The 19437-nt window shown below is 69.7% G+C and carries 20 protein-coding genes; 11 read left to right on the plus strand and 9 right to left on the minus strand.

Translation table 11 applies throughout. The features are described from left to right. Positions 1 to 189 precede the first annotated feature (189 nt). From DFR41_RS02025 to DFR41_RS02045, 5 genes are all read left to right on the plus strand, one after another. Complete coding sequence (locus DFR41_RS02025) at positions 190 to 459, plus strand: helix-turn-helix domain-containing protein (protein WP_170159303.1); 270 nt, start codon at positions 190 to 192, stop codon at positions 457 to 459. Further along, positions 449 to 1681 carry a type II toxin-antitoxin system HipA family toxin gene (locus tag DFR41_RS02030; protein WP_114801509.1) on the plus strand — a complete coding sequence of 411 codons (1233 nt, stop codon included), beginning with the start codon at positions 449 to 451 and terminating at the stop codon, positions 1679 to 1681. Before DFR41_RS02025 ends, DFR41_RS02030 begins: the two co-directional genes overlap by 11 nt. 276 nt (positions 1682 to 1957) lie before the next feature. Beyond that, on the plus strand, positions 1958 to 2383 hold the full coding sequence (locus DFR41_RS02035) for a DUF2778 domain-containing protein (protein ID WP_244917622.1): 426 nt from the start codon (positions 1958 to 1960) through the stop codon (positions 2381 to 2383). After that, the gene (locus DFR41_RS02040) at positions 2380 to 2667 is read left to right on the plus strand and encodes a hypothetical protein (RefSeq protein ID WP_114801510.1); all 288 of its coding nucleotides are present in this window, start codon (positions 2380 to 2382) and stop codon (positions 2665 to 2667) included. The genes DFR41_RS02035 and DFR41_RS02040 overlap by 4 nt, the downstream gene beginning before the upstream one ends. 16 nt (positions 2668 to 2683) lie before the next feature. After that, positions 2684 to 3160 carry an Hcp family type VI secretion system effector gene (locus DFR41_RS02045; protein ID WP_114801511.1) on the plus strand — a complete coding sequence of 159 codons (477 nt, stop codon included), beginning with the start codon at positions 2684 to 2686 and terminating at the stop codon, positions 3158 to 3160. Positions 3161 to 3196: 36 nt separating this feature from the next. Here the strand turns inward: DFR41_RS02045 and DFR41_RS02050 are convergent, their stop codons facing one another. From DFR41_RS02050 to DFR41_RS02090, 9 genes are all read right to left on the minus strand, one after another. After that, a complete protein-coding gene (locus DFR41_RS02050; protein WP_114801512.1) occupies positions 3197 to 4048 on the minus strand; it encodes an SDR family NAD(P)-dependent oxidoreductase in 852 nt (283 codons plus the stop codon). 11 nt (positions 4049 to 4059) lie between these two features. Next, on the minus strand, positions 4060 to 5271 hold the full coding sequence (locus DFR41_RS02055; RefSeq protein ID WP_114801513.1) for an ABC transporter substrate-binding protein: 1212 nt from the start codon (positions 5269 to 5271) through the stop codon (positions 4060 to 4062). Between the two features lie 153 nt (positions 5272 to 5424). After that, the gene (locus DFR41_RS02060) at positions 5425 to 6162 is read right to left on the minus strand and encodes an ABC transporter ATP-binding protein (RefSeq protein ID WP_244917623.1); all 738 of its coding nucleotides are present in this window, start codon (positions 6160 to 6162) and stop codon (positions 5425 to 5427) included. Next, a complete protein-coding gene (locus tag DFR41_RS02065; protein ID WP_114801515.1) occupies positions 6159 to 6878 on the minus strand; it encodes an ABC transporter ATP-binding protein in 720 nt (239 codons plus the stop codon). Before DFR41_RS02065 ends, DFR41_RS02060 begins: the two co-directional genes overlap by 4 nt. A 28-nt stretch (positions 6879 to 6906) precedes the next feature. Beyond that, complete coding sequence (locus DFR41_RS02070) at positions 6907 to 7944, minus strand: branched-chain amino acid ABC transporter permease (protein WP_114801516.1); 1038 nt, start codon at positions 7942 to 7944, stop codon at positions 6907 to 6909. A 205-nt stretch (positions 7945 to 8149) separates the two neighbouring features. Further along, positions 8150 to 9001, minus strand: coding sequence for a branched-chain amino acid ABC transporter permease (locus DFR41_RS02075; protein ID WP_114801517.1), 852 nt, complete (start codon positions 8999 to 9001; stop codon positions 8150 to 8152). 58 nt (positions 9002 to 9059) lie between these two features. Further along, positions 9060 to 9872 carry an SDR family NAD(P)-dependent oxidoreductase gene (locus DFR41_RS02080; RefSeq protein ID WP_114801518.1) on the minus strand — a complete coding sequence of 271 codons (813 nt, stop codon included), beginning with the start codon at positions 9870 to 9872 and terminating at the stop codon, positions 9060 to 9062. Between the two features lie 216 nt (positions 9873 to 10088). After that, positions 10089 to 11831 (minus strand): FAD-dependent oxidoreductase, encoded by a 1743-nt coding sequence (locus DFR41_RS02085; RefSeq protein ID WP_114801519.1) that lies wholly within the window; start codon positions 11829 to 11831, stop codon positions 10089 to 10091. Beyond that, positions 11828 to 12631, minus strand: coding sequence for a shikimate dehydrogenase family protein (locus tag DFR41_RS02090; RefSeq protein ID WP_114801520.1), 804 nt, complete (start codon positions 12629 to 12631; stop codon positions 11828 to 11830). Before DFR41_RS02090 ends, DFR41_RS02085 begins: the two co-directional genes overlap by 4 nt. A 143-nt stretch (positions 12632 to 12774) precedes the next feature. Here DFR41_RS02090 and DFR41_RS02095 point away from each other — a divergent pair, with 143 nt between their 5' ends. The 6 genes from DFR41_RS02095 (at position 12775) to DFR41_RS02120 (ending at position 19431) form a co-directional block, all read left to right on the plus strand. After that, the gene (locus DFR41_RS02095; RefSeq protein ID WP_114801521.1) at positions 12775 to 13815 is read left to right on the plus strand and encodes a Gfo/Idh/MocA family protein; all 1041 of its coding nucleotides are present in this window, start codon (positions 12775 to 12777) and stop codon (positions 13813 to 13815) included. A 63-nt stretch (positions 13816 to 13878) separates the two neighbouring features. Then, complete coding sequence (locus DFR41_RS02100; RefSeq protein ID WP_114801522.1) at positions 13879 to 14700, plus strand: IclR family transcriptional regulator; 822 nt, start codon at positions 13879 to 13881, stop codon at positions 14698 to 14700. Positions 14701 to 14711: 11 nt separating this feature from the next. Further along, positions 14712 to 16544: an FAD-dependent oxidoreductase gene (locus tag DFR41_RS02105; RefSeq protein ID WP_114801523.1), complete on the plus strand. Its 1833-nt coding sequence runs from the start codon at positions 14712 to 14714 to the stop codon at positions 16542 to 16544. Further along, positions 16517 to 17146: an NIPSNAP family protein gene (locus tag DFR41_RS02110; RefSeq protein WP_114801524.1), complete on the plus strand. Its 630-nt coding sequence runs from the start codon at positions 16517 to 16519 to the stop codon at positions 17144 to 17146. The genes DFR41_RS02105 and DFR41_RS02110 overlap by 28 nt, the downstream gene beginning before the upstream one ends. A gap of 10 nt (positions 17147 to 17156) precedes the next feature. Then, positions 17157 to 17963, plus strand: coding sequence for a sugar phosphate isomerase/epimerase family protein (locus tag DFR41_RS02115; RefSeq protein WP_114801525.1), 807 nt, complete (start codon positions 17157 to 17159; stop codon positions 17961 to 17963). Between the two features lie 307 nt (positions 17964 to 18270). Continuing rightward, a complete protein-coding gene (locus DFR41_RS02120) occupies positions 18271 to 19431 on the plus strand; it encodes an acyl-CoA dehydrogenase family protein (protein WP_114801526.1) in 1161 nt (386 codons plus the stop codon). Positions 19432 to 19437 lie beyond the last annotated feature (6 nt).

Raw genomic sequence — 19437 nt, forward strand, 5'->3', positions numbered from 1 at the left:
ACGCGCTCCATCCGGCGCTCCGCAGTCAGCGCTCCGGCCACATAGTCCGCGTCTAGGGCATTCACGCCGACGCCTTTGGCCGCCCGCTCCTCCAACAAACGGCCGCGGTGCAAACTGCCACTGCTGAGAAAGAGCTGTCGGTGTCAGCCATAACTGGCATAAGTAGCCTGTGCGCTCATAATGCAAGCCATGACTGACAAAATCAGGCTACCAGACGAACTTGGACGCCAGCTGCGCGCACACCGCGAAGCCCTCGGCATGAACAAGTCCGAACTCGCCGAAAAGGCGGGAAAGGTTCGCGAAGTCATCTACCGGCTAGAAGCGGGCGAAGACTCCACGGTGTCCTCCCTTCTGGCCGTGTTGGGCGCACTCGGTCTGGCACTGCGGCTGGAACGGTCCGGGCTGCCCTCTGCCGGCGAAGTCGCAGCGCGGTTCCAGGACGACGACGATGCTCCCTGAAAAGATTCGCCTGCTGGACGTCTCCATCGGAGACGCTGTTCAAGCAGGCCAGTTGCTGCGGACGTCGATCTACGAGTTTCGCTACCTGTCCCCGGAGCCGGAGCAGCCCACCGTGGCCCTGCTGATGCCGCCCAGCGAGCGCCTCACCTGGCAGGACGGCGACCTGTTTCCGCCCATGGATCAGAACCTTCCCGAAGGCGACTTGTTCATGAGGATCCGCGAGCTGTTTCCCAAGCAGCCGATGACGCCCATGCACATGCTGGCGCTGGTCGGGCGCAACGGAATTGGGCGGCTCGGGTACAGCCTGCCGGATCAGGCTCAGCCCGCTTTGCCACGCACGCTGAGCAAGCAAGAACTGCTGCGCACCCAGTACACGCCAGAGGTGTTCAGCGAGCTGGTGGCGGCCTACCTGAGCACGGGAGCGGGCATCGCAGGCATGCAGCCCAAGATCATGGTGCCGGACCGCCCCACCGTGCCCATCCCCTCGCTCATCGTCAAGGCGGCGAGTCCTGCCTACCCCGGATTGGCAGCCAATGAATATCTGTGCCTGAGCGCCGCGCGGCGCGCCGGCATTGAGGTGCCGTCGTTTGCTTTGTCCGACGACGGGCAGATGCTGGTCCTGGACCGCTTCGACCTGGTCGTCCACGGCGATGGCACCCTGGAGCGGCTCGGTTTCGAAGACATTGCGGCGCTGGCGGGGCTGCGCGTCCGCGACGTTCTGTCGGACCGCAAGTACCAGGGCAGCTACCAGCGGGTCGCCGAGTTGCTGCGCCAATTCCAGCTTCACAGCAGCAACCTGCATCGCTTCTTCGAGCAGGTGGCTTTTTCCGTCATGGTCCACAACGGCGATGCGCACCTCAAGAACTTCGGGTTGCTGTATCGCTCGCGCGAAGAGATGTGGCTGGCACCGATGTTCGATGTCGTCACAACCTCCATCTACAAGTACGCCCGGTCTCCGGGCGGCCCGGAGTTGGAGGACCGCACCCTCGCGCTGAAGCTGTTCGCGGGCAAGCACCAGACCAAGGCGTATCCGACGACCGAGGAGTTGATGGATTTTGGCCGCCGGGTATGCGGTGTTGCGCAGCCCGCCGATGTGTTGGTCCGGATCGCAGAGGCCATGCGCGCGACGCTGGAAGAGGCCAAAGGCGACACGCGCGTGACGGCGGCGCTGCGCGAGCAACTGGCGCAGGCTTGGGAAGAAGGGCTCGCCTACGCCCGATAAGCGCGACGCGCCTTCGCCTGTGCCGCCGCGCTGGCCCAGCCCTCGGCGCGCGCTGCCAGGAGTCGGCGCGGCCGCTCGGCGCCCTCACGCTCCTACAGCACCGAATTCGAAAGCATCACTCCCGTTTTTTCCGGAAATATTTAACGTACAAACTCGTTAGCGTCTGTGGCATCCCCTTTCTGATGAAAAGCAATGCAGAAAATAGGCCCTAGCATGCCTATCAACTGCAAATTCAAATTAGACAAACGTGAAATATCTTCGCTGCAATGCGAAGGCGTGGGCGAGTTCGCCGCATTTTCGGGCCGGGATGGAATCCCCAAAAACAACGCGGACTACTCTGACAAGCTGGGCGTGGGGCCCCTCCCAGTAGGAAGGTATTACATCGTTGACAGAGGCAGCGGGGGATTCTTCTCCAGGCTTTATACATCCGCCGTCGACTGGGTCAACGACAACGATCATTCCACATGGTTCGCCCTGTACCGAGACGATGGCAAGGTCGACGACGAAACTTTCGTGAATGGCGTCCGCAGGGGAAACTTCAGGCTGCATCCTCATGGCCGTCTGAATATCAGCGAGGGGTGCATCACACTTTCCGACAAAGCCGCGTTCATAAGGCTGCGCAAGAGGCTACTTGGGACCGTCCGCATGCCGATCCCCGACGGAACGGGCTTCGCATACGGCGTCATTGAGGTGACCGAATGAAGGTCTTGACCTCGAGGGCAGTACGCGCGTTGTCGGCCATTCTGCTTTTTATTTGCGCATGGCCAGCGGGCGTCCTCGCCAGCGCATGGCTGATTTATAGCTCAGACAGCACCTTTTATGGTTGGCTGCGAATCGTGGGATGGCTGGACATCTTCGGACTGATGAGCTATGTCGGCGTGGAAGAGATGGAATTCACGGCAATCAATTCGCTGGTCATTCTTTGGTTTCCTATTGCCGTGTACCTCGCCTTTCGGATTTACGGCTGGCTCAAAATAATTCGCTGAACTCAAGGGAAAATCAATGGCCTCGGATATCTTTCTGAAAATAGACGGCATCACCGGTGAATCGCAGGATTCCAAGCATCTCGGAGAAATAGACATCACGTCGTGGAGCTGGGCGGTTCATCAAGAGGGACGAATGATGAGCGGCTCGGGTGGCGGCGCGCCAAAAGCGACGGCCCATGACATGGAGCTGATCCACAACATTGATCGAGCGTCCCCTGGACTGATGACGGCCTGCTTTGCCGGCAGGCGCTTCGCCCAGGCTGTCTTGACGCTGCGAAAGGCAGGGGGCCTTCCCCTCGACTTCATGAAAATCACGCTTTCCGACGTGCTCATCACCAAGGTGAGCCCATGCGGCGGAGGTGGCGGTCATTTCGAAGAAATCCACCTGTCCTTTGCGAAGATCAGGCAGGAATACCTGATGCAGAACGCATCCGGAGGCAGCGCAGGGACCGTCGTCGGCAGCTTTGACATCAAAAACAACGCGGTCGCGTAACGCCACGGCATTCGTAGTCCCCGCTCAACCCCCGCACTAAGCCCCCTTCCCCGGCCTCCCCGGAATCATCCCCAGCATGTGCTCCGCCACACCCCCGTCCACCGTCAGCGCCTGCCCGGTCACATAGGCAGCGCCGGGGCTGCTGAGGAAGGCCACCACCTCGCCCACGTCGTCGGCCGTGCCGATGCGGCCCAGGGGCACCAGGGCGCGGCGGGCCTGGTGGGTGGCGTCGTCCTGGTAGACGGCCTCGGTCAGCGGCGTGCGGATCATGCCGGGGCAAACGGCGTTGACGCGGATGCCGTCGGCCGCCCATTCCTGCGCCAGCTGGCGGCACAGCATGACGAGGGCGGCCTTGGCCGGTGAATAGGCGCCATAGCCCGGGTGCGGCATCAGCCCCGACATGGAGGCGATGGCGGTGATGCTGCCGCGGGTGCGCGCCAGCTGCGGCCGCGCGGCCTGGGCCAGCAGCCAGGCGCTGCGGGTGTTGAGGTGGAAGGTGTGGTCCCACTGCTCGACCGTGAGGTCGGCCAGCCGGCCCGGGCCGGAGGCACCGGCGTTGCAGACCAGCGCGCCCAGGTCGCCGGCCGCTTCCTGCGCCTGGGCCACGATGGCGCGGCAGGCCTCGGGCTGGGTCAGGTCGCCGGAGACGCCGCCGGCCGTGACGCCTTCGGCGCGCAGTTCGTCGAGCAGCCGCTCCAGCTTGTCGCCGGGCTGGCTGGCCGCCGCGCTGATGTGCAGCGCGCTGCCGGCGCGCCGGGCCTGGCGGGCCAGCGCCAGGCAGATGCCGCGGCCGATGCCGCCAGCCGCGCCGGTGACCAGCACATGTGTAGGCCAAGTGGGCGCCGCATGGTCGGGCGCGTGGTCGTCGGCAGGGGTCGGAGCGGGCATGGGCCGCCCGCTCACATCTTGCAGGCGGGCGACGGTGCCGGAACGATCGACGGCGGGAAGACGTGCTCGATCACCGGCACGATGGCGCCGTCCACCGTCTTGGCGCGGGCCACGTAGTTGGGCAGCAGCAGCTGGTTGTCGGCGGCGCGCATGGTCACGCTGCCGTAGATGGTGTCGAGCTGCGCGCCGCGCAGCGCCTTGGCCACATCGGCGGGCTTGACGCTGCCGGCCTTCTTCACGCCGTCGAACATCACCTGCATGCCGTTGTAGGCCTGGCCTTCGTTGTCGGTGGGCACGCGGTTGAACTTGGCCTTCCACGCGGTGACGAAGGCCTTGTTGCGCGGGTTGTCGATGGTGGCGGTGTAGGCCGTGTTGCCGGGCGTGCCTTCCAGCGCCTTGCCGGTGGCGTTGATCATGAAGTTCTGGATCAACGCATGGCCGATGAGCTTGGTCTTGGGGATGAGCCCGAACTCCTCGGCCTGCTTGACGAAGGCGATGGCGTCGCGGCCGGTCTCGGCCACCCAGATGGCCTCGACGCCGCTGCTCTTGAGCTGCGCGATGTAGGGCGAGAAGTCCTTGGTGCCCAGCGGCACGTACAGCGACAGGGGCACCTTCTTGCCGTTGGCCTCCACGGCCTTCTTGAACGATTCGCCCGAGTCGCGGCCCCACACGTAATCGGCGGCCAGCACGGCGAAGCTGTTCTCCTTCAGGTCCTTGGCCCACTCGTTGATCATGGCGATGTCCATCGCGTCCGAGTGGTTGGTGCGGAAGCTGCGCGGCTTGCAGGTGTCGCCGGTGAGCTTGTCGGACTTGCTGGCGACGACGAAGTAGGCGGCGTCCCAGCGGTCCAGGTTCTGCGCGATGGCCAGCGAGATGGACGAGGGGATGGAGCCGATGAGCAGGTTGTTGCCCTCGCGCGCCAGCTTCTCGGCCACGCGACGGCCGGCGTCGGGCGTGCCCTCGTCGTCGGCCTCGGCCACCTCGACCTTGCGGCCGTCCACGCCGCCCTTGGCATTGGCCTCGTCGGCGGCGAACTTGACGGCGCGCATCACCTCTTCGCCCTGCTGCGCGAACACGCCGGACTTGGAGGACACCAGACCGACCTTGACCGGCTCCTTGCCCTGGGCCCAGGCGGCCAGGGGCAGTGCGGCGCCGGTGGCGACCAGGGCGGCGGCCACCGCGGTGGCGGCGCGGCGCGAGATGGATGGGTTCGAGCTGTGCATGGTTGTGTCTCCTCGGGTGGATGAAGATGTGCGCCGGAAGGCGGTCCGGCAGCCGTGCTTGCGGGGTTGCTGCGTGCGGCCGGCGCGTGCGTGGGATGCGTGCGCGGCGTGTGCGTGGCGTATGAGCAGCGTTCTCAGGGGCAGTCGATGGCGCTAGACCATGACGTGCGCCTCCAGGTCCTGCAGGCTTTCACGGCTGTCGTGCACCGCGCCCTGCGCGATGACGGCGCCCTTGGCCATGGCGTAGTAGCGCTCGGCCACACGCACCACCAGGCTCATGTTCTGCTCGATGAGCAGCAGCGCCGTGCCCTGCGCCGCCACCTGGTTGAAGATGACCGCCAGCTGGTCGACGATGACCGGCGCCAGCCCTTCGGTGGGCTCGTCCAGCAGGATGAGCGAGGGGTTGGCCATGAGCGCGCGGCCCACGGCCAGCATCTGCTGCTGGCCGCCCGAGAGTGCGGTGCCCGGCGTGTGGGCGCGCTCCTGCAGGATGGGAAAGAGCTCGTAGATGCGCGGCACCGTCCAGTGGCCGGGGCGGCCGGTGGCGGCGCCCAGCAGCAGGTTCTCTTCGACCGTGAGGTTGGCCACGATGCGCCGGCCCTGCGGCACGACGACCACGCCGTTCTGCGCCGCGTTGTAGGGCCGCGGGCGCAGCAGGATCTGGCTGCCCACGCGCACCTGTCCGCCGCGCAGGCTGGCCAGGCCCAGGATGGTGTTGACCACCGTGGTCTTGCCCACGCCGTTGCGACCCACCAGGGCCACGCGCTCGCCCGAGCGCACCTGCAGCGACAGGCCGTGCAGGATGTGCGCCGCGCCATAGAAGGCATCGACGCGGTCGAGTTCGAGCAGGATGCCGTCGTTCATGGCGTTGCGTGGATTCGTCGGGCTCATGCGGCGCTCCCCAGGTAGGCCTCGCGCACGCGCGGATTGGCGCGCACCTCGGCAGGCTCGCCGCTCGCGATCACGCGGCCAAGTTCGAAGACGGTGACGGCGTCGCTGATGCCGAACACCACGTCCATGTCGTGCTCCACCAGCAGCACCGACACGTTCCAGCGCGAGGTCAGCGCCTTGAGGTGGCGCGCCAGGTCGTGCGATTCCTGCACCGACAGGCCGGCCATGGGCTCGTCCAGCAGCAGCACGGTGGGCCGGCCGACCAGGGCCAGGGCCAGGTCGAGACGGCGCTGCTCGCCGTAGCCCAGGTCTTCGGCCACGTCATCGGCACGGTGGGCCAGGTTCAGCTCTTCGAGCACGGCCTGCGCGTCGGCCTCGCTGTCCTTGGGGTTCATGCAGTGCGAGGCCAGCGCCACCTGACGGCGTACGCGCATCTGGCCAAAGACGCTGGTGCGCTGGAAGCTGCGCGACAGCCCGCGTTGGCGCCGCTGCACGGGGCCGAGGGCGCTCACGTCCTCGCCGCGCAGGAAGACCTGCCCGCGGGTGAGCCGGCGGCGGCCGGTGATGGCGTCGATGACGGTGGACTTGCCGGCGCCGTTGGGGCCGATCAGGCCGCGGATCTGGCCGCGTTCCAGCGTCAGCTCCACGCCGTCCACCGCCTTCACGCCGCCGTAGTGGATGGCCACGTCGCGGGCCTGCAGCACGTAGTCGCTCATGCCTGATGTCTCCTGGTTGCGATGCGGCTCAGCGGGCCGAAGTGGCGGGGCGCGCCACGGGCCTGGCGGGTGCGGCCGTGTGGCCGGCACTCGCGGCGGCGGACGATGCCGCATCGCGCCGCCTGGGGTTCCACAGCTTCTGCAGCGCTCCGGCGATGCCGGTGGGCGAAAACACGATCACGGTGATCAGCGCCACGCCGAAGATGGCCATCCAGTGCGTGGCCCAGTCACCCAGCACGTCCTTGAACATGAAGTACACGATGGCGCCCAGCGGCGGGCCCCACAGGGCCTTGTAGCCGCCCACGACGACCATCATCAGCGCCACGCCGGAGACGCTCCAGTGCAGCGCCTCGGGCGAGACGAAGCCGGTGTTCAGTGCCGACAGCAGCCCCGCCACCGCCACCACGCCGGCCGACAGCGCATAGATGGCGGCGCGCGGCAGCAGCGTACGCAGGCCGATGAAGCGGGCGCGCTCCTCGTTGTCGCGCACCGCCTCGGTCACGCTGCCGAAGCGTCCTCGCAGCAGCAGCGCCAGGACCAGCAGCGTGAGCACCAGCGCGGTCCAGCACACCATGAAGAGCACGGCCGGCTGCAGCAGCTGCGACTGCGGCACGCCGAAGAGCGTGGAGGGCCAGTTGATGTTCATGCCGTCGGCGCCGCCGGTGAGCCCGCGCGAGCGCGAGGCGGTGAGGAAGAACATCTGCCCGATGGCCAGCGTCATCATGCTGAAGGCCACGCCGGGCACGCGCACGATCACCAGGCCCACCAGCAGCGCGAAGAGCATCAGCGCCGCCAGCGTGGCCACGATGGCCAGCTCCGCCGGCATCCAGCCCAGTTCCATCACGATGCCCACGGTGTAGCCCGAGAGCCCGAAGAACACCGCATGGCCGAAGCTGACCATGCCGTTCTGCCGCAGCAGCAGGCCCACGCCCGAGGCGAAGACGCCGTAGATCACCGCCTGCGTGAACAGCGACAGCAGCGTGCCCGAGCCCACGCCCAGCGCCACCGCGCCCCCCACCGCCAGCGCCGCGGCGCCGGCCAGGCCGATACGAACATTGCTTGTCATGAATGCGCTCCTCTGGTTCGTTGTTGTTCCGGCCGCCGAAGGTGTACCGCGGCACGTGAACCACACATGCGTCTCGATCGAATGGCCGCGGAGCAGGCCATGTCAGGGCACCCACGGAACTGGCTTTGCCAGGCCGTCGGGTGCGCCCCCCTCCAAGCCGAAGGCGCCAGAGAGGGGGGAGCCGCGAAGCGGCATGGGGGGTGTCTCATGTCCTGCTTCCGGCGAAGCCGGCGGGGCGCCAGATCAGCACCGCGACCATGATCACGAAGGGCAGGATGGCCGAGAGGTCGGGCAGGTACACCGCGCCCAGCGACTGCACCATGCCCAGCACCATGGCGGCGACGAAGGCACCCGCCAGCGAGCCCAGGCCGCCCACGACCACCACCACGAAGGAATCGATGATCACGTCGCTGCTCATCGAGGGCGACAGCGACAGGAAGGGCGCCGCCACCACGCCGGCCAGGCCCGCGAGCGCGGTGCCCAGGCCCACCACGCCGGCCGACAGCGCATCGGTGTTGACGCCCTGCATGGCGGTGGTGGTCGGGTCGGTGCTGGCGGCCCGCACGAACAGCCCCGCCTTCGAGAAGCGCAGCCAGCCCGTGAGCCCCAGCGCCACCAGCGCGCCGACGCCGATCACCGCCACGCGGTAGGCCGGCAGCGGCGTGCCGAAGAAGTCGATGGAGGTGGCCAGCACGGCGGGCGCCTCCACCGACAGGTTGCTCTTGCCCCAGGCGGTCTGCACGAAGTCCTCGATCACCAGCAGCAGGCCGAAGGTGACCAGCACCACGGTGAGCGGATCGCGGTCCTGCAGCAGGCGAAAGCCATAGCGGTCGAGCAGCACGCCCAGCAGCGCCATGATGGCCGGCGCCGCCACCAGCGCGGCCCAGAAGTTGTAGCGCAGCGCCACCGAATAGCCGATGTATGCGCCCAGCATGTACAGCGAGCCGTGCGCGAAGTTCACCACCCGGCGCAGGCCGTAGATGAGCGCCAGGCCCGAGCACATGATGATCAGCAGGGCGCCGTAGACCAGCCCGTTGAAGAGGTTGATGGTCAGCATGAGGGTTGTCTCCGTAATGCGTATGCGGTGGGGAATGCGGGCGCCCGGCGCGGCGCGCTCACAGCGGCGCCAGGGCCTGGGCCGGTGCGCCCAGCACGCTCCAGCCGCCATCGGCGCTGAGCGTGGCGCCGGTCACGTAGCTGGCCGCAGGCGAGGCCAGGAAGGCGATGGCTTCGGCGATCTCTTCGGGCTCGGCCATGCGGCCCAGCGGCGTGCGCTCGGCCACGGCGCGGGCATCCACGTCGCCGCGCTCGGCCAGGGCCGCGACCAGCGCGGTGCGCACATAGCCGGGCGCGACCGCATTCACGCGGATGCCCTCGCGGGCCCACTCGCAGGCCAGTGCGCGCGTCATGCCCAGCACGCCGGCCTTGGCGGCGCTGTAGGCATTGCGGCCCGGTATGCCGCCGAAGCTGGCGATGGAGCCGATGTTGACGATGGCGCCGCGGTTGCCGCGCGCATCGCGGGGCTGCTCGCGCATGAAGCCCAGCACGGCCTGCGTCATGAGGAAGCTGCCGCGCAGATGCACGGCCAGGACGCGGTCGAAGCCTTCGGCCGTCTGCGTCAGTGTGGGCGCGGCCTGCTCGCCGATGCCGGCGTTGTTGACCAGGGCGTCGATGCGGCCGAGCGCGGTCTGCGCGGCGGCCACCGCCACCTGGACGGAACCGGCATCGCTCACGTCGCAGCCCAGGCCCAGGTGCTGCGGGCCCAGCTCGGCGGCGCGGGCCTGCGCGGCCTCGGTGCGCAGGTCCAGCAGGGCCACGCGCCAGCCCCGCTGCGCCAGGCACTGCGCCGTGGCCCAGCCGATGCCGTCCGCGGCGCCGGTGATCAGCGCCGTGGCGGCTGTTGAATGGGGTTGGCCGAGGGTCGGCATGTCTGTCTCCTGTCGTCGTTGCTCTGGTGGCAAGGCTGCGGGCGTGGCCCGCGCCAACCGGACTTTCGAGGCCGCCGGTCATGGCTGCGTGTGGGGGTGGATTCTTCGATCCCTGCCCTGGGGCTGCTTCGACATTTCCGGCCATTCGCCGGACTTTTCGTGCATGAGGGACTGGGGTTTGCCCGGCCCGTCATGCACGTGTGGCGCGCTGCGCGGCTAGGTGGCGACGGCCTCGCGCAGGCGCGCGGCCGCATGCCGAGCGGCCAGGTGCGCGAAGACGATGCCGGGGCCGAGCGTGATGCCCGGCGCGGTGTAGACGCCGCCCATGATCGAGTGCATGTCGTTGCCCACCGCATAGAGGCCCGCGATGGGCTGACCCTGCGCATCGAGCACGCGCGCATCGGCGTCGGTGGCGAAGCCCTGGGCCGCGCCGATGTCGCCGGGGTAGAGGCGCACGGCATAGAAGGGGCCTTCTTCCAGCGGACCGAGGCAGGGGTTGGGTCCGGGCCATGCCGGATCGCCCAGGTTGCGCTGGTAGGCGGTCTCGCCGCGGTGGAAGTCGCTGTCCACGCCGCTGCGCGCCAGGGTGTTGAAGCGCTCGACCGTGGCTTGCAGGCGGCTGGCATCGATGCCCAGCGACTGGGCCAGGCCGGCCAGCGTGTCGGCTTGCGTGAGATAGCCGTCGGCGAGGAAGGGCGCGAGGCCCTTGCCACCCGGTCGCACCATGCCCAGCCCGTACTTGCGCAGGGCCGCGGCATCGCAGATGAGGAAGGCGGGGATCGAGGGCTGGCCATTGACGCCCGGCTGCTGCATGGCCAGGCCGAAGAGGTGGTACGAGGTGCTTTCGTTGACGAAGCGCTCGCCCGCCGCATTGACGGCGAGCACGCCGGGCTTGGCGCGGTCCATGACGAAATGCGGGAACAGGGCGGTGCTGCCGTCGGCCCGCGTGCGGCGCGAGACGGGCGCCCAGAAGGCCGGGCTCATCGCACCGCTGCCGTAGCGCGCGCCCACGGCTTCCGCCAGCGCATGCGCCTCGCCGGTGTGGCCGGGCGCGCCGGGGCACCAGCCGATGTCGGCACCGGGCAGCAGGGCCTGCCGTCGCTCGGGGTGGCGGTTGAAGCCGCCGCTGGCCAGCACCACGCCCGCACGCGCGGCCACGCTGCGACGCTGGCCGCGCTGGGCCAGCACCACGCCGTCGATGCCGGCGTCGTTGCGCTGCAGGCGCATCAGCTCGGTCTCCATCGCGAGCGTGACGTTGGGCAGGCGCGAGAGCGAGTACAGCAGCCGCCCCACCAGCGCGTTGCCCATCACCAGCCGCGTGCCACGCGCATGGCGCAGGCGGTCGCGGCCATGCCGCGCCAGGATGCGCACCGAATGCCGCAGCGAGGCGAAGGACTTCGTCATGCCCAACAGGTGGTTGATGTCGGTGCGGTCGACCATCATGCCGCCCAGCACCGTGAACTCGGGGATAGGCGGGCGAAGCAGCGCGAACCACTCGCCCAGCAGCCGGCCGTCGAAGGGCAGTGGTTCGAGCGCGCGGCCGGCCACCGTCGAGCCGTCGAGGTCGGAGATGTAGTCGGGGTGCCGGGGATAGGCGCGCAGCTTGACCTCGGTGCGCGCGGCCAGCTGGGCGATGGCTTCGGCGCCGTGGTCCAGGAAGGCCTGGCGCAAGGCGCGCGGCGAGTGCTCGCCGATGGCGTTGTCGAGGTAGCGCGCGGCCTCGGCCAGCGTGTCGGCCGGGTTGACCGCAGCGCCCTCGCGCGTGCCGGGCACCCAGCAGGTGCCGGCCGACCATGCGGTGGTGCCGCCCACGTGGGCAGTGCGCTCCACCAGCAGCACCTGCTGGCCTTCCAGGGCCGCGAACAGGGCAGCCGCCATGCCGGCGCCACCCGCGCCGACGACCACGAGGTCGAAGGCCGCGCCTTCGGGCAGATCGGCCAGCGTCTGCAGGCGCTTCACGACCGCGGCTCCGCCAGGAACTCGACCATCAGGTCGCGCACGCGGGCGAACATGTCGGAGCCGGTGGCGGTGCCCAGCCCGCGCGCACGGGCCGCGGCGATCAGGGGCGTGACGGCCGGCTGGGTGATCACGCAGCCGACGAAGGCGTCGGGCGCCAGGCGCTGCACGTCCACGGGCAGCGGGTCGTCGTCGCGCATGCCGGCGGGCGAGGCGTTGACCACCAGCTGGTAGCCGGCCGGATCGGCCGAGCCGACGCCGACGGGGCAGCGGCCCAACCCCGCCAGCCGTGCCACCAGCGCGTCACGGCGGGTGATGTCGCCGTCGTGGATGTCCAGCGACGCGACACCAGCCATCACCAGCGCATGGGCGATGGCCGAGCCGGCGCCGCCCGCGCCCACCAGCAGCGCGCGGCGGCCTTCGGGCTCGCCACCGCGGTCACGCAGGGCGGCCACCATGGCCAGGCCGTCGAACATGTCGCCGTGCCAGCGGCCGTCGGCATTGCGCCGCATCGTGTTGGTGGCACCCAGGAAGGCGGCACCTTCCGACAGCGTGGCGCACAGCGCCGCGCAGGCGAACTTGTGGGGCACGGTGACGATGACGCCGTCCACGTTCTTTGCCGCCGACACGCCGGCCAGCCAGGTGGCCAGGTCGGCCGGCGCCACATGGGCGGGCATGACCATGGCGTCCATGCCGCGCTCGGCAAAGGCCTGCGTGACGCCCGCGGGCGATTTCACCTGCGCGATGGGATCTCCCACGATGAAGTGGACGCGCGTGGCGCCGCTGAGCTGGGGCTCGGACATGGCTGTCTCCTGGATGTGCATGCGCGGCCGGCAACCGATGCGGCAGCGTTGGCGGCGATCCTATCGAATACTGGAACGATGTTCAACTATTGAATTTCATTTCAATCCAGCCTACAGTCACGGCCAAGGAGACATCCCAACCCATGCCCCAGAAGGCTCCCATCGCGCTCATCGGCGCCGGCGTCATCGGCCGCACGCACATCGACCGCCTGCAGCAGAGCAGCCGGGCGCGGCTGTGCGCCATTGCCGATCCGACCGAGGCCGGACGCGCGCTGGCCGGCGCCGCGGGCGTGCCCTGCTATGCGAGCCATGCCGAGCTGCTGGCGGCCCAGCGGCCCGCGGGCGCCATCGTGGCCACGCCCAACGCCACGCACGTGCCGGTGGCGCTGGACTTCCTGGCCGCGGGTGTGCCGGTGCTGGTCGAAAAGCCCGTGGCCGGCACGGTGGACGACGCTCGGCGCCTGGTCGAAGCCCAGAGTTCGCACGGCGTGCCGGTGCTGGTGGGCCACCACCGCCGGCACAACCCCATCCTGCAGCGCGCCCGCCAGCTGCTGGACGAGGGCCGGCTGGGCCGCGTGGTGGCCGCGCAGGCCATGGCCACCTTCCTCAAGCCCGACGCCTATTTCGAAGCCACCTGGCGGCGCCAGGCCGGCGGCGGCCCGGTGCTGATCAACCTGATCCACGACATCGACATGCTGTGCTTCCTGCTGGGCGAGGTGCGCGCCGTGCAGGCATTCGCCAGCAGCGCGACGCGCGGCTTCGAGGTGGAGGACACGGCCGTGGCCAGCCTGCAGTTCGCCAGCGGCGCACTGGGCACGGTGATGGTGTCGGACACCGCCACCGCGCCCTGGTGCTGGGACTTCTGCGCCGGCGAGCAGCCGCAGTACCCGCGGCAGGCCGTCAACTCGCACTTCATCGCCGGCACGCACGGCTCGCTGTCGCTGCCGGACCTCTCGCTGTGGCATTACGCGGGCGATCGCAGCTGGCATGCCGAGATGACGCGCAGCCAGACCGCCGTGCATGCCGCCGACCCCTACACCCGCCAGCTCGACCACTTCGTCGACCTGATCGAAGGCCATGCCACGGTGCCGCTGTGCAGCGCCGCGGACGGCCTGCGCACCCTGGCCGCCACGCTGGCCCTCCATGACGCCGCCGTGCGCGGCGCCACCGTGGCGCTGGGCTGATCCGGCTGTGCGCATCCTGTACGCTGCCCGCCTCATTCCAAGACCACGAGAAGGACATCTCCGATGAGCGGCGTACTCGATCGAACCCTGGGCATCCTCGAACTGCTGGCACGCCATGGCGAGGGGCTGGAGCTGGCCGCCATCGCCGACACGCTCAACATGCCGCGCAGCGCCGCCCATCGGCTGCTGGCCGACCTGACGCGCACCGGCTACGTACGCCAGACGCGCGAGCTGGGCTCGTACATGCTGACCACCAAGCTGTCGTCGCTGGGCCTCTCATTCCTCAGCCACAGCGGCATCGTCGATTTCTCTCAGCCGCTGCTGGACCGGCTGGCCCAGCTGTCGGGCGAGCTGGCGCGGCTGTCGGTGATCGACGGCGAACGCCTGACCTGGGTGGCCCGCGCCCAGGGCGCCCGCCAGGGCCTGCGCTACGACCCCGACATGGGCAGCGATGCGCGGCTGTCGTGCTCGTCCTCCGGCCTGGCCTGGATGGCGGCGCTGAGCGACGACGAGGCCATCGCCCTGGCCACCCGGCAGGGCCTGGGCCAGCCCGAGGAGTACGGCCCCAATGCGCCGCGCACGGTGCAGGAAATGATGGCCATGGTGCACGCCACGCGCGAGCGCGGCTATGCCCTCACCATCGACACCTACACGCCGGGCCTGAGCACCATCGGCGCCGTGGTGCAGCCCGTCGGCCGGCCGCCCATCGGCGCCATCACCGTCGCCGGGCCCACCGTGCGCTTCACCGAGGAGCGCATGCGCGCCCTCGCCCCCGAACTGCTGGAGACGGCCGCGCAGATGGCGGCCGCCAGCGGCACCTCGCCCTTCTTCCAGAAGACGGCACCGGCCGGTCCGCCAGGCCGTCTTCCGATTTACGCCGCCTGACGGCGCCCTTCATGCCTGCCCGCCCGACCGACGCCCCCGCCGCCACCTCTGCACGCACCCTGACCTGCGACCTGCTGGTCATCGGATCGGGCGCGGGCGGCCTGGCCACCGCGGTGACGGCGGCGCAGTTGGGGCTGAAGGTGGTCGTGGTCGAGAAGCAGCCGCAGTTCGGCGGCACCACGGCCTGGAGCGGCGGCTGGATGTGGGTGCCGCGCAATCCGCTGGCCCGCGCGGCGGGCATCGACGAGCCGCTGGAGGAACCACTGGCCTATCTGCGCCACGAGCTCGGCGCGCAGTTCGACGAGCCCCGCGCCCGCACCTTCCTCATGCAGGCGCCGCGCATGGTGGAGTTCTTCCGTCGCCGCACGGCCCTGCAGTTCATCGACGGCAATGCGATCCCTGACTTCCATGGCCGCAGCCCGCACGCGGGCACCGGCGGGCGCTCGGTCTGCGCCGCGCCCTTCGACGGCCGGCGCCTGGGTGCGCGTCTGCGCGACCTGAAGCCGCCGCTGCCCGAGACCACGCTGTGGGGCATGGGCATCGCCTCGGGCCGGGAGCTGCGGCACTTTCTGGACGCGACGACCTCGCCGGCCTCCTTCGCCTACGTGGCGCGCCGCGTGCTGGCCCATGCGCGCGACCGGCTGCTGCACGGCCAGGGTCGACGCCTGGTCAACGGCAATGCGCTGGTGGCTGCGCTGGCGGCCTCGGCGCTGGAGGCGGGCGTGCAGATCCTCACCGCGCACCCCGCACGGCGGCTGCTGCAGCGGGACGGCCGGGTGGCCGGCGCCGAGGTGGTGTCGGCCGACGGTCCGCTCGCCATCGAGGCCACGCGCGGCGTGGTACTGGCCTGTGGCGGCTTTCCGCACGACGCGGGGCGCAAGGCCCTTCTGCTGCCGCATGCCGGCCCCATGGGCCGCGATCACCACTCCGCCGCCAACCCCGGCAACACGGGCGACGGCCTGCGGCTGGGCGAATCGGCGGGCGGCCAGATGGCGAAAGGGCTGGTGCAGGCGGCAGCGCTGGCGCCCGTCTCGCTGGTGCCGCGCAAGGACGGCAGCACCGGCCACTTTCCTCACCTGATCGAACGCGCCAAGCCGGGCCTGATCGCCGTGCGCGCCGATGGCCGGCGCTTCGTGAACGAAGCCGACTCGTACCACGACTTCATGCAGGGCCTGCTGGCCGCCACGCCGCCGGGCGAGCCGGTGCAGGCCTGGCTGGTGTGCGACCGCGACTTCTTCCGCCGCTTCGGCCTGGGCGCCGCCAAGCCCTGGCCGATGCCCACGCGCGCCTGGCGCAAGAACGGCTACCTGCGCCGCGGCCGCACGCTGGCTGAGCTGGCCACCGCCTGCGGCATCGACGCGGCGGGGCTCGCCGACACCGTCGCCCGCTACAACGCCATGGCTGCCGCGGGCCGCGACCTGGACTTCGGCAAGGGCGAGACGGCCTACAACCGCATCCAGGGCGAAGCCCGCCCCGGCCAGCCCAATGCCTGCATGGCCCCGCTGCAGCGCGGCCCCTTCTATGCGGTGCGCGTGGTGGCCGGCAGCCTGGGCACCTTTGCCGGCCTGCGCGTGGACACGCAGGCCCGCGTGCTCGATGAACATGACCGGCCCGTGCCCGGCCTCTACGCCGCCGGCAACGACATGGCCAGCCTGATGGGCGGCCACTACCCCAGCGGCGGCATCACGCTGGGCCCGGCCATGACCTTCGGCTTCATCGCCGGCCACCACGCGGCCGGCGTGCCGCTGGAGCCGCCTTCGGCGCCTGCGCGTTCGGCCGCCACGGCGCCCCACTCCCTTCACCAGGAACCCCTCGCATGCACTACTACGAACTCGCCACGCTGACCCTGCCCATGGGCACCGCCGGCACGGCCGCCACCGCCGTCCAGGCCTTCGCCACCGCGCCGGAAGCGCAGGGCCAACTGCTGGGCTGCTGGTTCACCGACATCGGCGTGCTCAACCAGATGCTGGTGCTGCGCGGCTTCGACAGCCTGGGCGCGCTGGAGGCCGAGCGCACCCGCACGCAGGCCAGCGCCAGCCCCTTCGGCTGCGGCGAGATCTACCAGCGGCTGGAGCAGCACAGCTACCGCGGCTTCGACTGGATGAAGCCCGCGCGGCCCAGTGCCGAGTCGGGCATCCAGGGCCCCGTCTACGAGATCCGCACCTACGGCATCAAGCCCGGCGGCACGCAGCCGACCATCGACCTGTGGCAGGAATACCTGCCCCCGCGCGAGAAACTCTCGCCCTGCGTGGTGGCCATGGTGGCGCTGGACGGCGCCGCACGCTTCACCAACATCTGGGCCTACCCGACGCTGGACGCGCGCAGCCGCGCCCGCACCGACGCGGTGGCCCAGGGCATCTGGCCGCCCAAGGGCGGTCCGGCCCATCTGACGACCGAGATGGTCTCGACCATCGCGATGCCCACGGCCGTCTCGCCGATGAAGTGACACAACGACCATGACTCGTCCACTGTCCCTGGCCTACCTGAGCAGCCACCGCTGCCCCCCCGTCGAGGCCGTGCGCCTGGCGGCGCAGACCGGCTATGGCTTCGTCGGCCTGCGCCTCTGGCCCAACGCACCGGGCGCGCCGCAGCAGCAGCTGATCGGCCAGCCGGCTGCACTGCGCGAGACGCAGGCCGCCCTGCGCGACACCGGCGTGGGCGTGTTCGACCTGGAGATCATCCGCATCGACCCCGACTTCGACCCGCACCGCTGGGACGCGCTCTACGACATCGGCGCCGCGCTGGGCGCCCGCGCCATCCTGGTGGCCGGCGACGATGGCGACGAGGCCCGGCTGACGCAGAACTACGCGCGCCTGTGCGAGGCGATGAAGCCCTTCGGCATGACGGCCGACCTGGAATTCATGCCCTGGACCGGCGTGCGCGATGCCGCCGCCGCCCTGCGCGTGGTGCGCAATGCCGGGTCGCCGGGCAATGCGGGCATCCTGGTCGATGCGCTGCACTTCGGCCGCAGCAGCAGCACGCTGGCGGACATCCGCGCCATTCCGCGCGCGTTGCTGCACTACGCGCAGATCTGCGATGCCGAGGCCGGCACGCACTTCAGCAACGACGAATTGATCCACACCGCGCGCTGCGCCCGGCTGCTGCCCGGCGATGGGAACATCGACCTGCACGGCCTGTTCGCCGCCCTGCCGGCCGACCTGCCCGTGAGCGTGGAGGTGACGAACCATGCGCGCGAGGCGCAGGAGCCGCCGGCCGAATGGGCGGCGCATTGCCTGCGGGCGTCGATGCCTTTTGTGGGTTGAACGCCGCGCTGCACATCTGGCCATGCTGATCCCCGCGAACCGAATTTCGCGCCTGCCCTTCTTCTTCGGCGCCCGCTGGTTCAGCAGCGCGTAAAGGCTCCCCCCGTTTGAATGGCCTCACTGCGTGTGGCCATTCCATACCCCCCGAGGGGGCGCACCCGGTGGCCTGGCAAAGCCAGTTCCACGGGTGCACGGGCATGGCCTGCTCCGCGGCCACTCGACGAGCCAGCCCTCGCCGCCTCCTACTGCCCCGAACGGCGTCCGACGCCGGGGACCTTCTTTACCTATTCCTTCACCGCTAAACACCATGGACTTCGCCCTCAACGACGAACAGAAGATGATGATCGACACCGTCCGTCGATTCATCGCCGAGGAACTGCATCCGCTGGAGCAGACGCTCGAAGAGCACGGCGCCCTGCCCCGCGCGCAGGCACAGGCCATTCACGACAAGGCCCGCTCGCTGGGCCTGTACGCCCTCAACATGCCGGCCGAGCTGGGCGGCGGCGGACTCTCCAACCTGGACCGCGTGCTCTGCGAGGAGCAGTTCGGCCACACCAGCGACCAGCTGATCCGCCGCGCCTTCGGCAACGTGTACGAGCCGCTGCTGCATTGCCGCGGCGACCAGGTCGAGCGCTGGCTCAAGCCCTCGGTGGAAGGCACGCGCACTTGTGCCATCGCCATCACCGAGCCCGGCGCCGGCTCCGACGCAGCGGGCATCAAGACCCATGCCAGGAAGACCGACGCCGGCTGGGTGCTCAACGGCGGCAAGCACTTCATCAGCGACGGCGAATGGAGCGACTTCTTCCTCGTCTCGGCCCGCACCGGCGAGAAGGAGATCAGCATGTTCATGGTCGACAAGGGCCTGCCCGGCTTCACCGTCGGCAAGGACCAGCAGATGATGGGCCTGCGCGGCACGCCGCATGTGGAACTGTTCTTCGACAACGTGGCGCTGGAAGACGCCGCCCTGCTGGGCGAGCGCGGCCAGGGTTTCAAGCTGGCGATGGGGGCACTGAATGTGGTGCGCCTGGCCCAGGTGGGCGCGCGCGCCGTGGGCAAGGCCAGCCATGTGTGCGAGCTGATGCTGCAGTACGCCGGCGAGCGTCGTCAGTTCGACACCCGCATCGGCGACTTCCAGATGGTGCAGCAGATGCTGGCCGACAGCGTCATCGAGATCAACGCGGCGCGCTGGATGGTCTACCAGGCCGCCTGGATGCTGGACCAGGGCTTCGATGCGCGCGAGCAGATCGCCATGGTCAAGGTGCATGCGGCCGAGACGTTGGGCCGCGTGGTGGACCGCGCGGTGCAGGTCTTCGGCGGCATGGGCTTCTGCAAGGAGCTGCCCATCGAGCGCTACTACCGCGATGCGCGCATCTACCGCATCTTCGACGGCACCAGCGAGATCCATCGCGGTGTGATCGCCAAGTCGGCATTGCGCAAGGGCGCGGCCCTGTTCGACATCCACCGCTGAGGCCCG

This window comes from Pseudacidovorax intermedius (genome assembly GCF_003350475.1).
Taxonomy (GTDB): domain Bacteria; phylum Pseudomonadota; class Gammaproteobacteria; order Burkholderiales; family Burkholderiaceae_C; genus Xenophilus; species Xenophilus intermedius.

Coding starts and splice junctions, on each gene's coding strand:
- DFR41_RS02060 (WP_244917623.1), bottom strand. CDS start 6,162: ATGAGCCCGACGAATCCACGCAACGCCATGAACGACGGCATCCTGCTC.
- DFR41_RS02080 (WP_114801518.1), bottom strand. CDS start 9,872: ATGCCGACCCTCGGCCAACCCCATTCAACAGCCGCCACGGCGCTGATC.
- DFR41_RS02095 (WP_114801521.1), top strand. CDS start 12,775: ATGCCCCAGAAGGCTCCCATCGCGCTCATCGGCGCCGGCGTCATCGGC.
- DFR41_RS02115 (WP_114801525.1), top strand. CDS start 17,157: ATGACTCGTCCACTGTCCCTGGCCTACCTGAGCAGCCACCGCTGCCCC.
- DFR41_RS02040 (WP_114801510.1), top strand. CDS start 2,380: ATGAAGGTCTTGACCTCGAGGGCAGTACGCGCGTTGTCGGCCATTCTG.
- DFR41_RS02055 (WP_114801513.1), bottom strand. CDS start 5,271: ATGCACAGCTCGAACCCATCCATCTCGCGCCGCGCCGCCACCGCGGTG.
- DFR41_RS02030 (WP_114801509.1), top strand. CDS start 449: ATGCTCCCTGAAAAGATTCGCCTGCTGGACGTCTCCATCGGAGACGCT.
- DFR41_RS02110 (WP_114801524.1), top strand. CDS start 16,517: ATGCACTACTACGAACTCGCCACGCTGACCCTGCCCATGGGCACCGCC.
- DFR41_RS02025 (WP_170159303.1), top strand. CDS start 190: ATGACTGACAAAATCAGGCTACCAGACGAACTTGGACGCCAGCTGCGC.
- DFR41_RS02120 (WP_114801526.1), top strand. CDS start 18,271: ATGGACTTCGCCCTCAACGACGAACAGAAGATGATGATCGACACCGTC.
- DFR41_RS02100 (WP_114801522.1), top strand. CDS start 13,879: ATGAGCGGCGTACTCGATCGAACCCTGGGCATCCTCGAACTGCTGGCA.
- DFR41_RS02050 (WP_114801512.1), bottom strand. CDS start 4,048: ATGCCCGCTCCGACCCCTGCCGACGACCACGCGCCCGACCATGCGGCG.
- DFR41_RS02075 (WP_114801517.1), bottom strand. CDS start 9,001: ATGCTGACCATCAACCTCTTCAACGGGCTGGTCTACGGCGCCCTGCTG.
- DFR41_RS02065 (WP_114801515.1), bottom strand. CDS start 6,878: ATGAGCGACTACGTGCTGCAGGCCCGCGACGTGGCCATCCACTACGGC.
- DFR41_RS02045 (WP_114801511.1), top strand. CDS start 2,684: ATGGCCTCGGATATCTTTCTGAAAATAGACGGCATCACCGGTGAATCG.
- DFR41_RS02105 (WP_114801523.1), top strand. CDS start 14,712: ATGCCTGCCCGCCCGACCGACGCCCCCGCCGCCACCTCTGCACGCACC.
- DFR41_RS02070 (WP_114801516.1), bottom strand. CDS start 7,944: ATGACAAGCAATGTTCGTATCGGCCTGGCCGGCGCCGCGGCGCTGGCG.
- DFR41_RS02090 (WP_114801520.1), bottom strand. CDS start 12,631: ATGTCCGAGCCCCAGCTCAGCGGCGCCACGCGCGTCCACTTCATCGTG.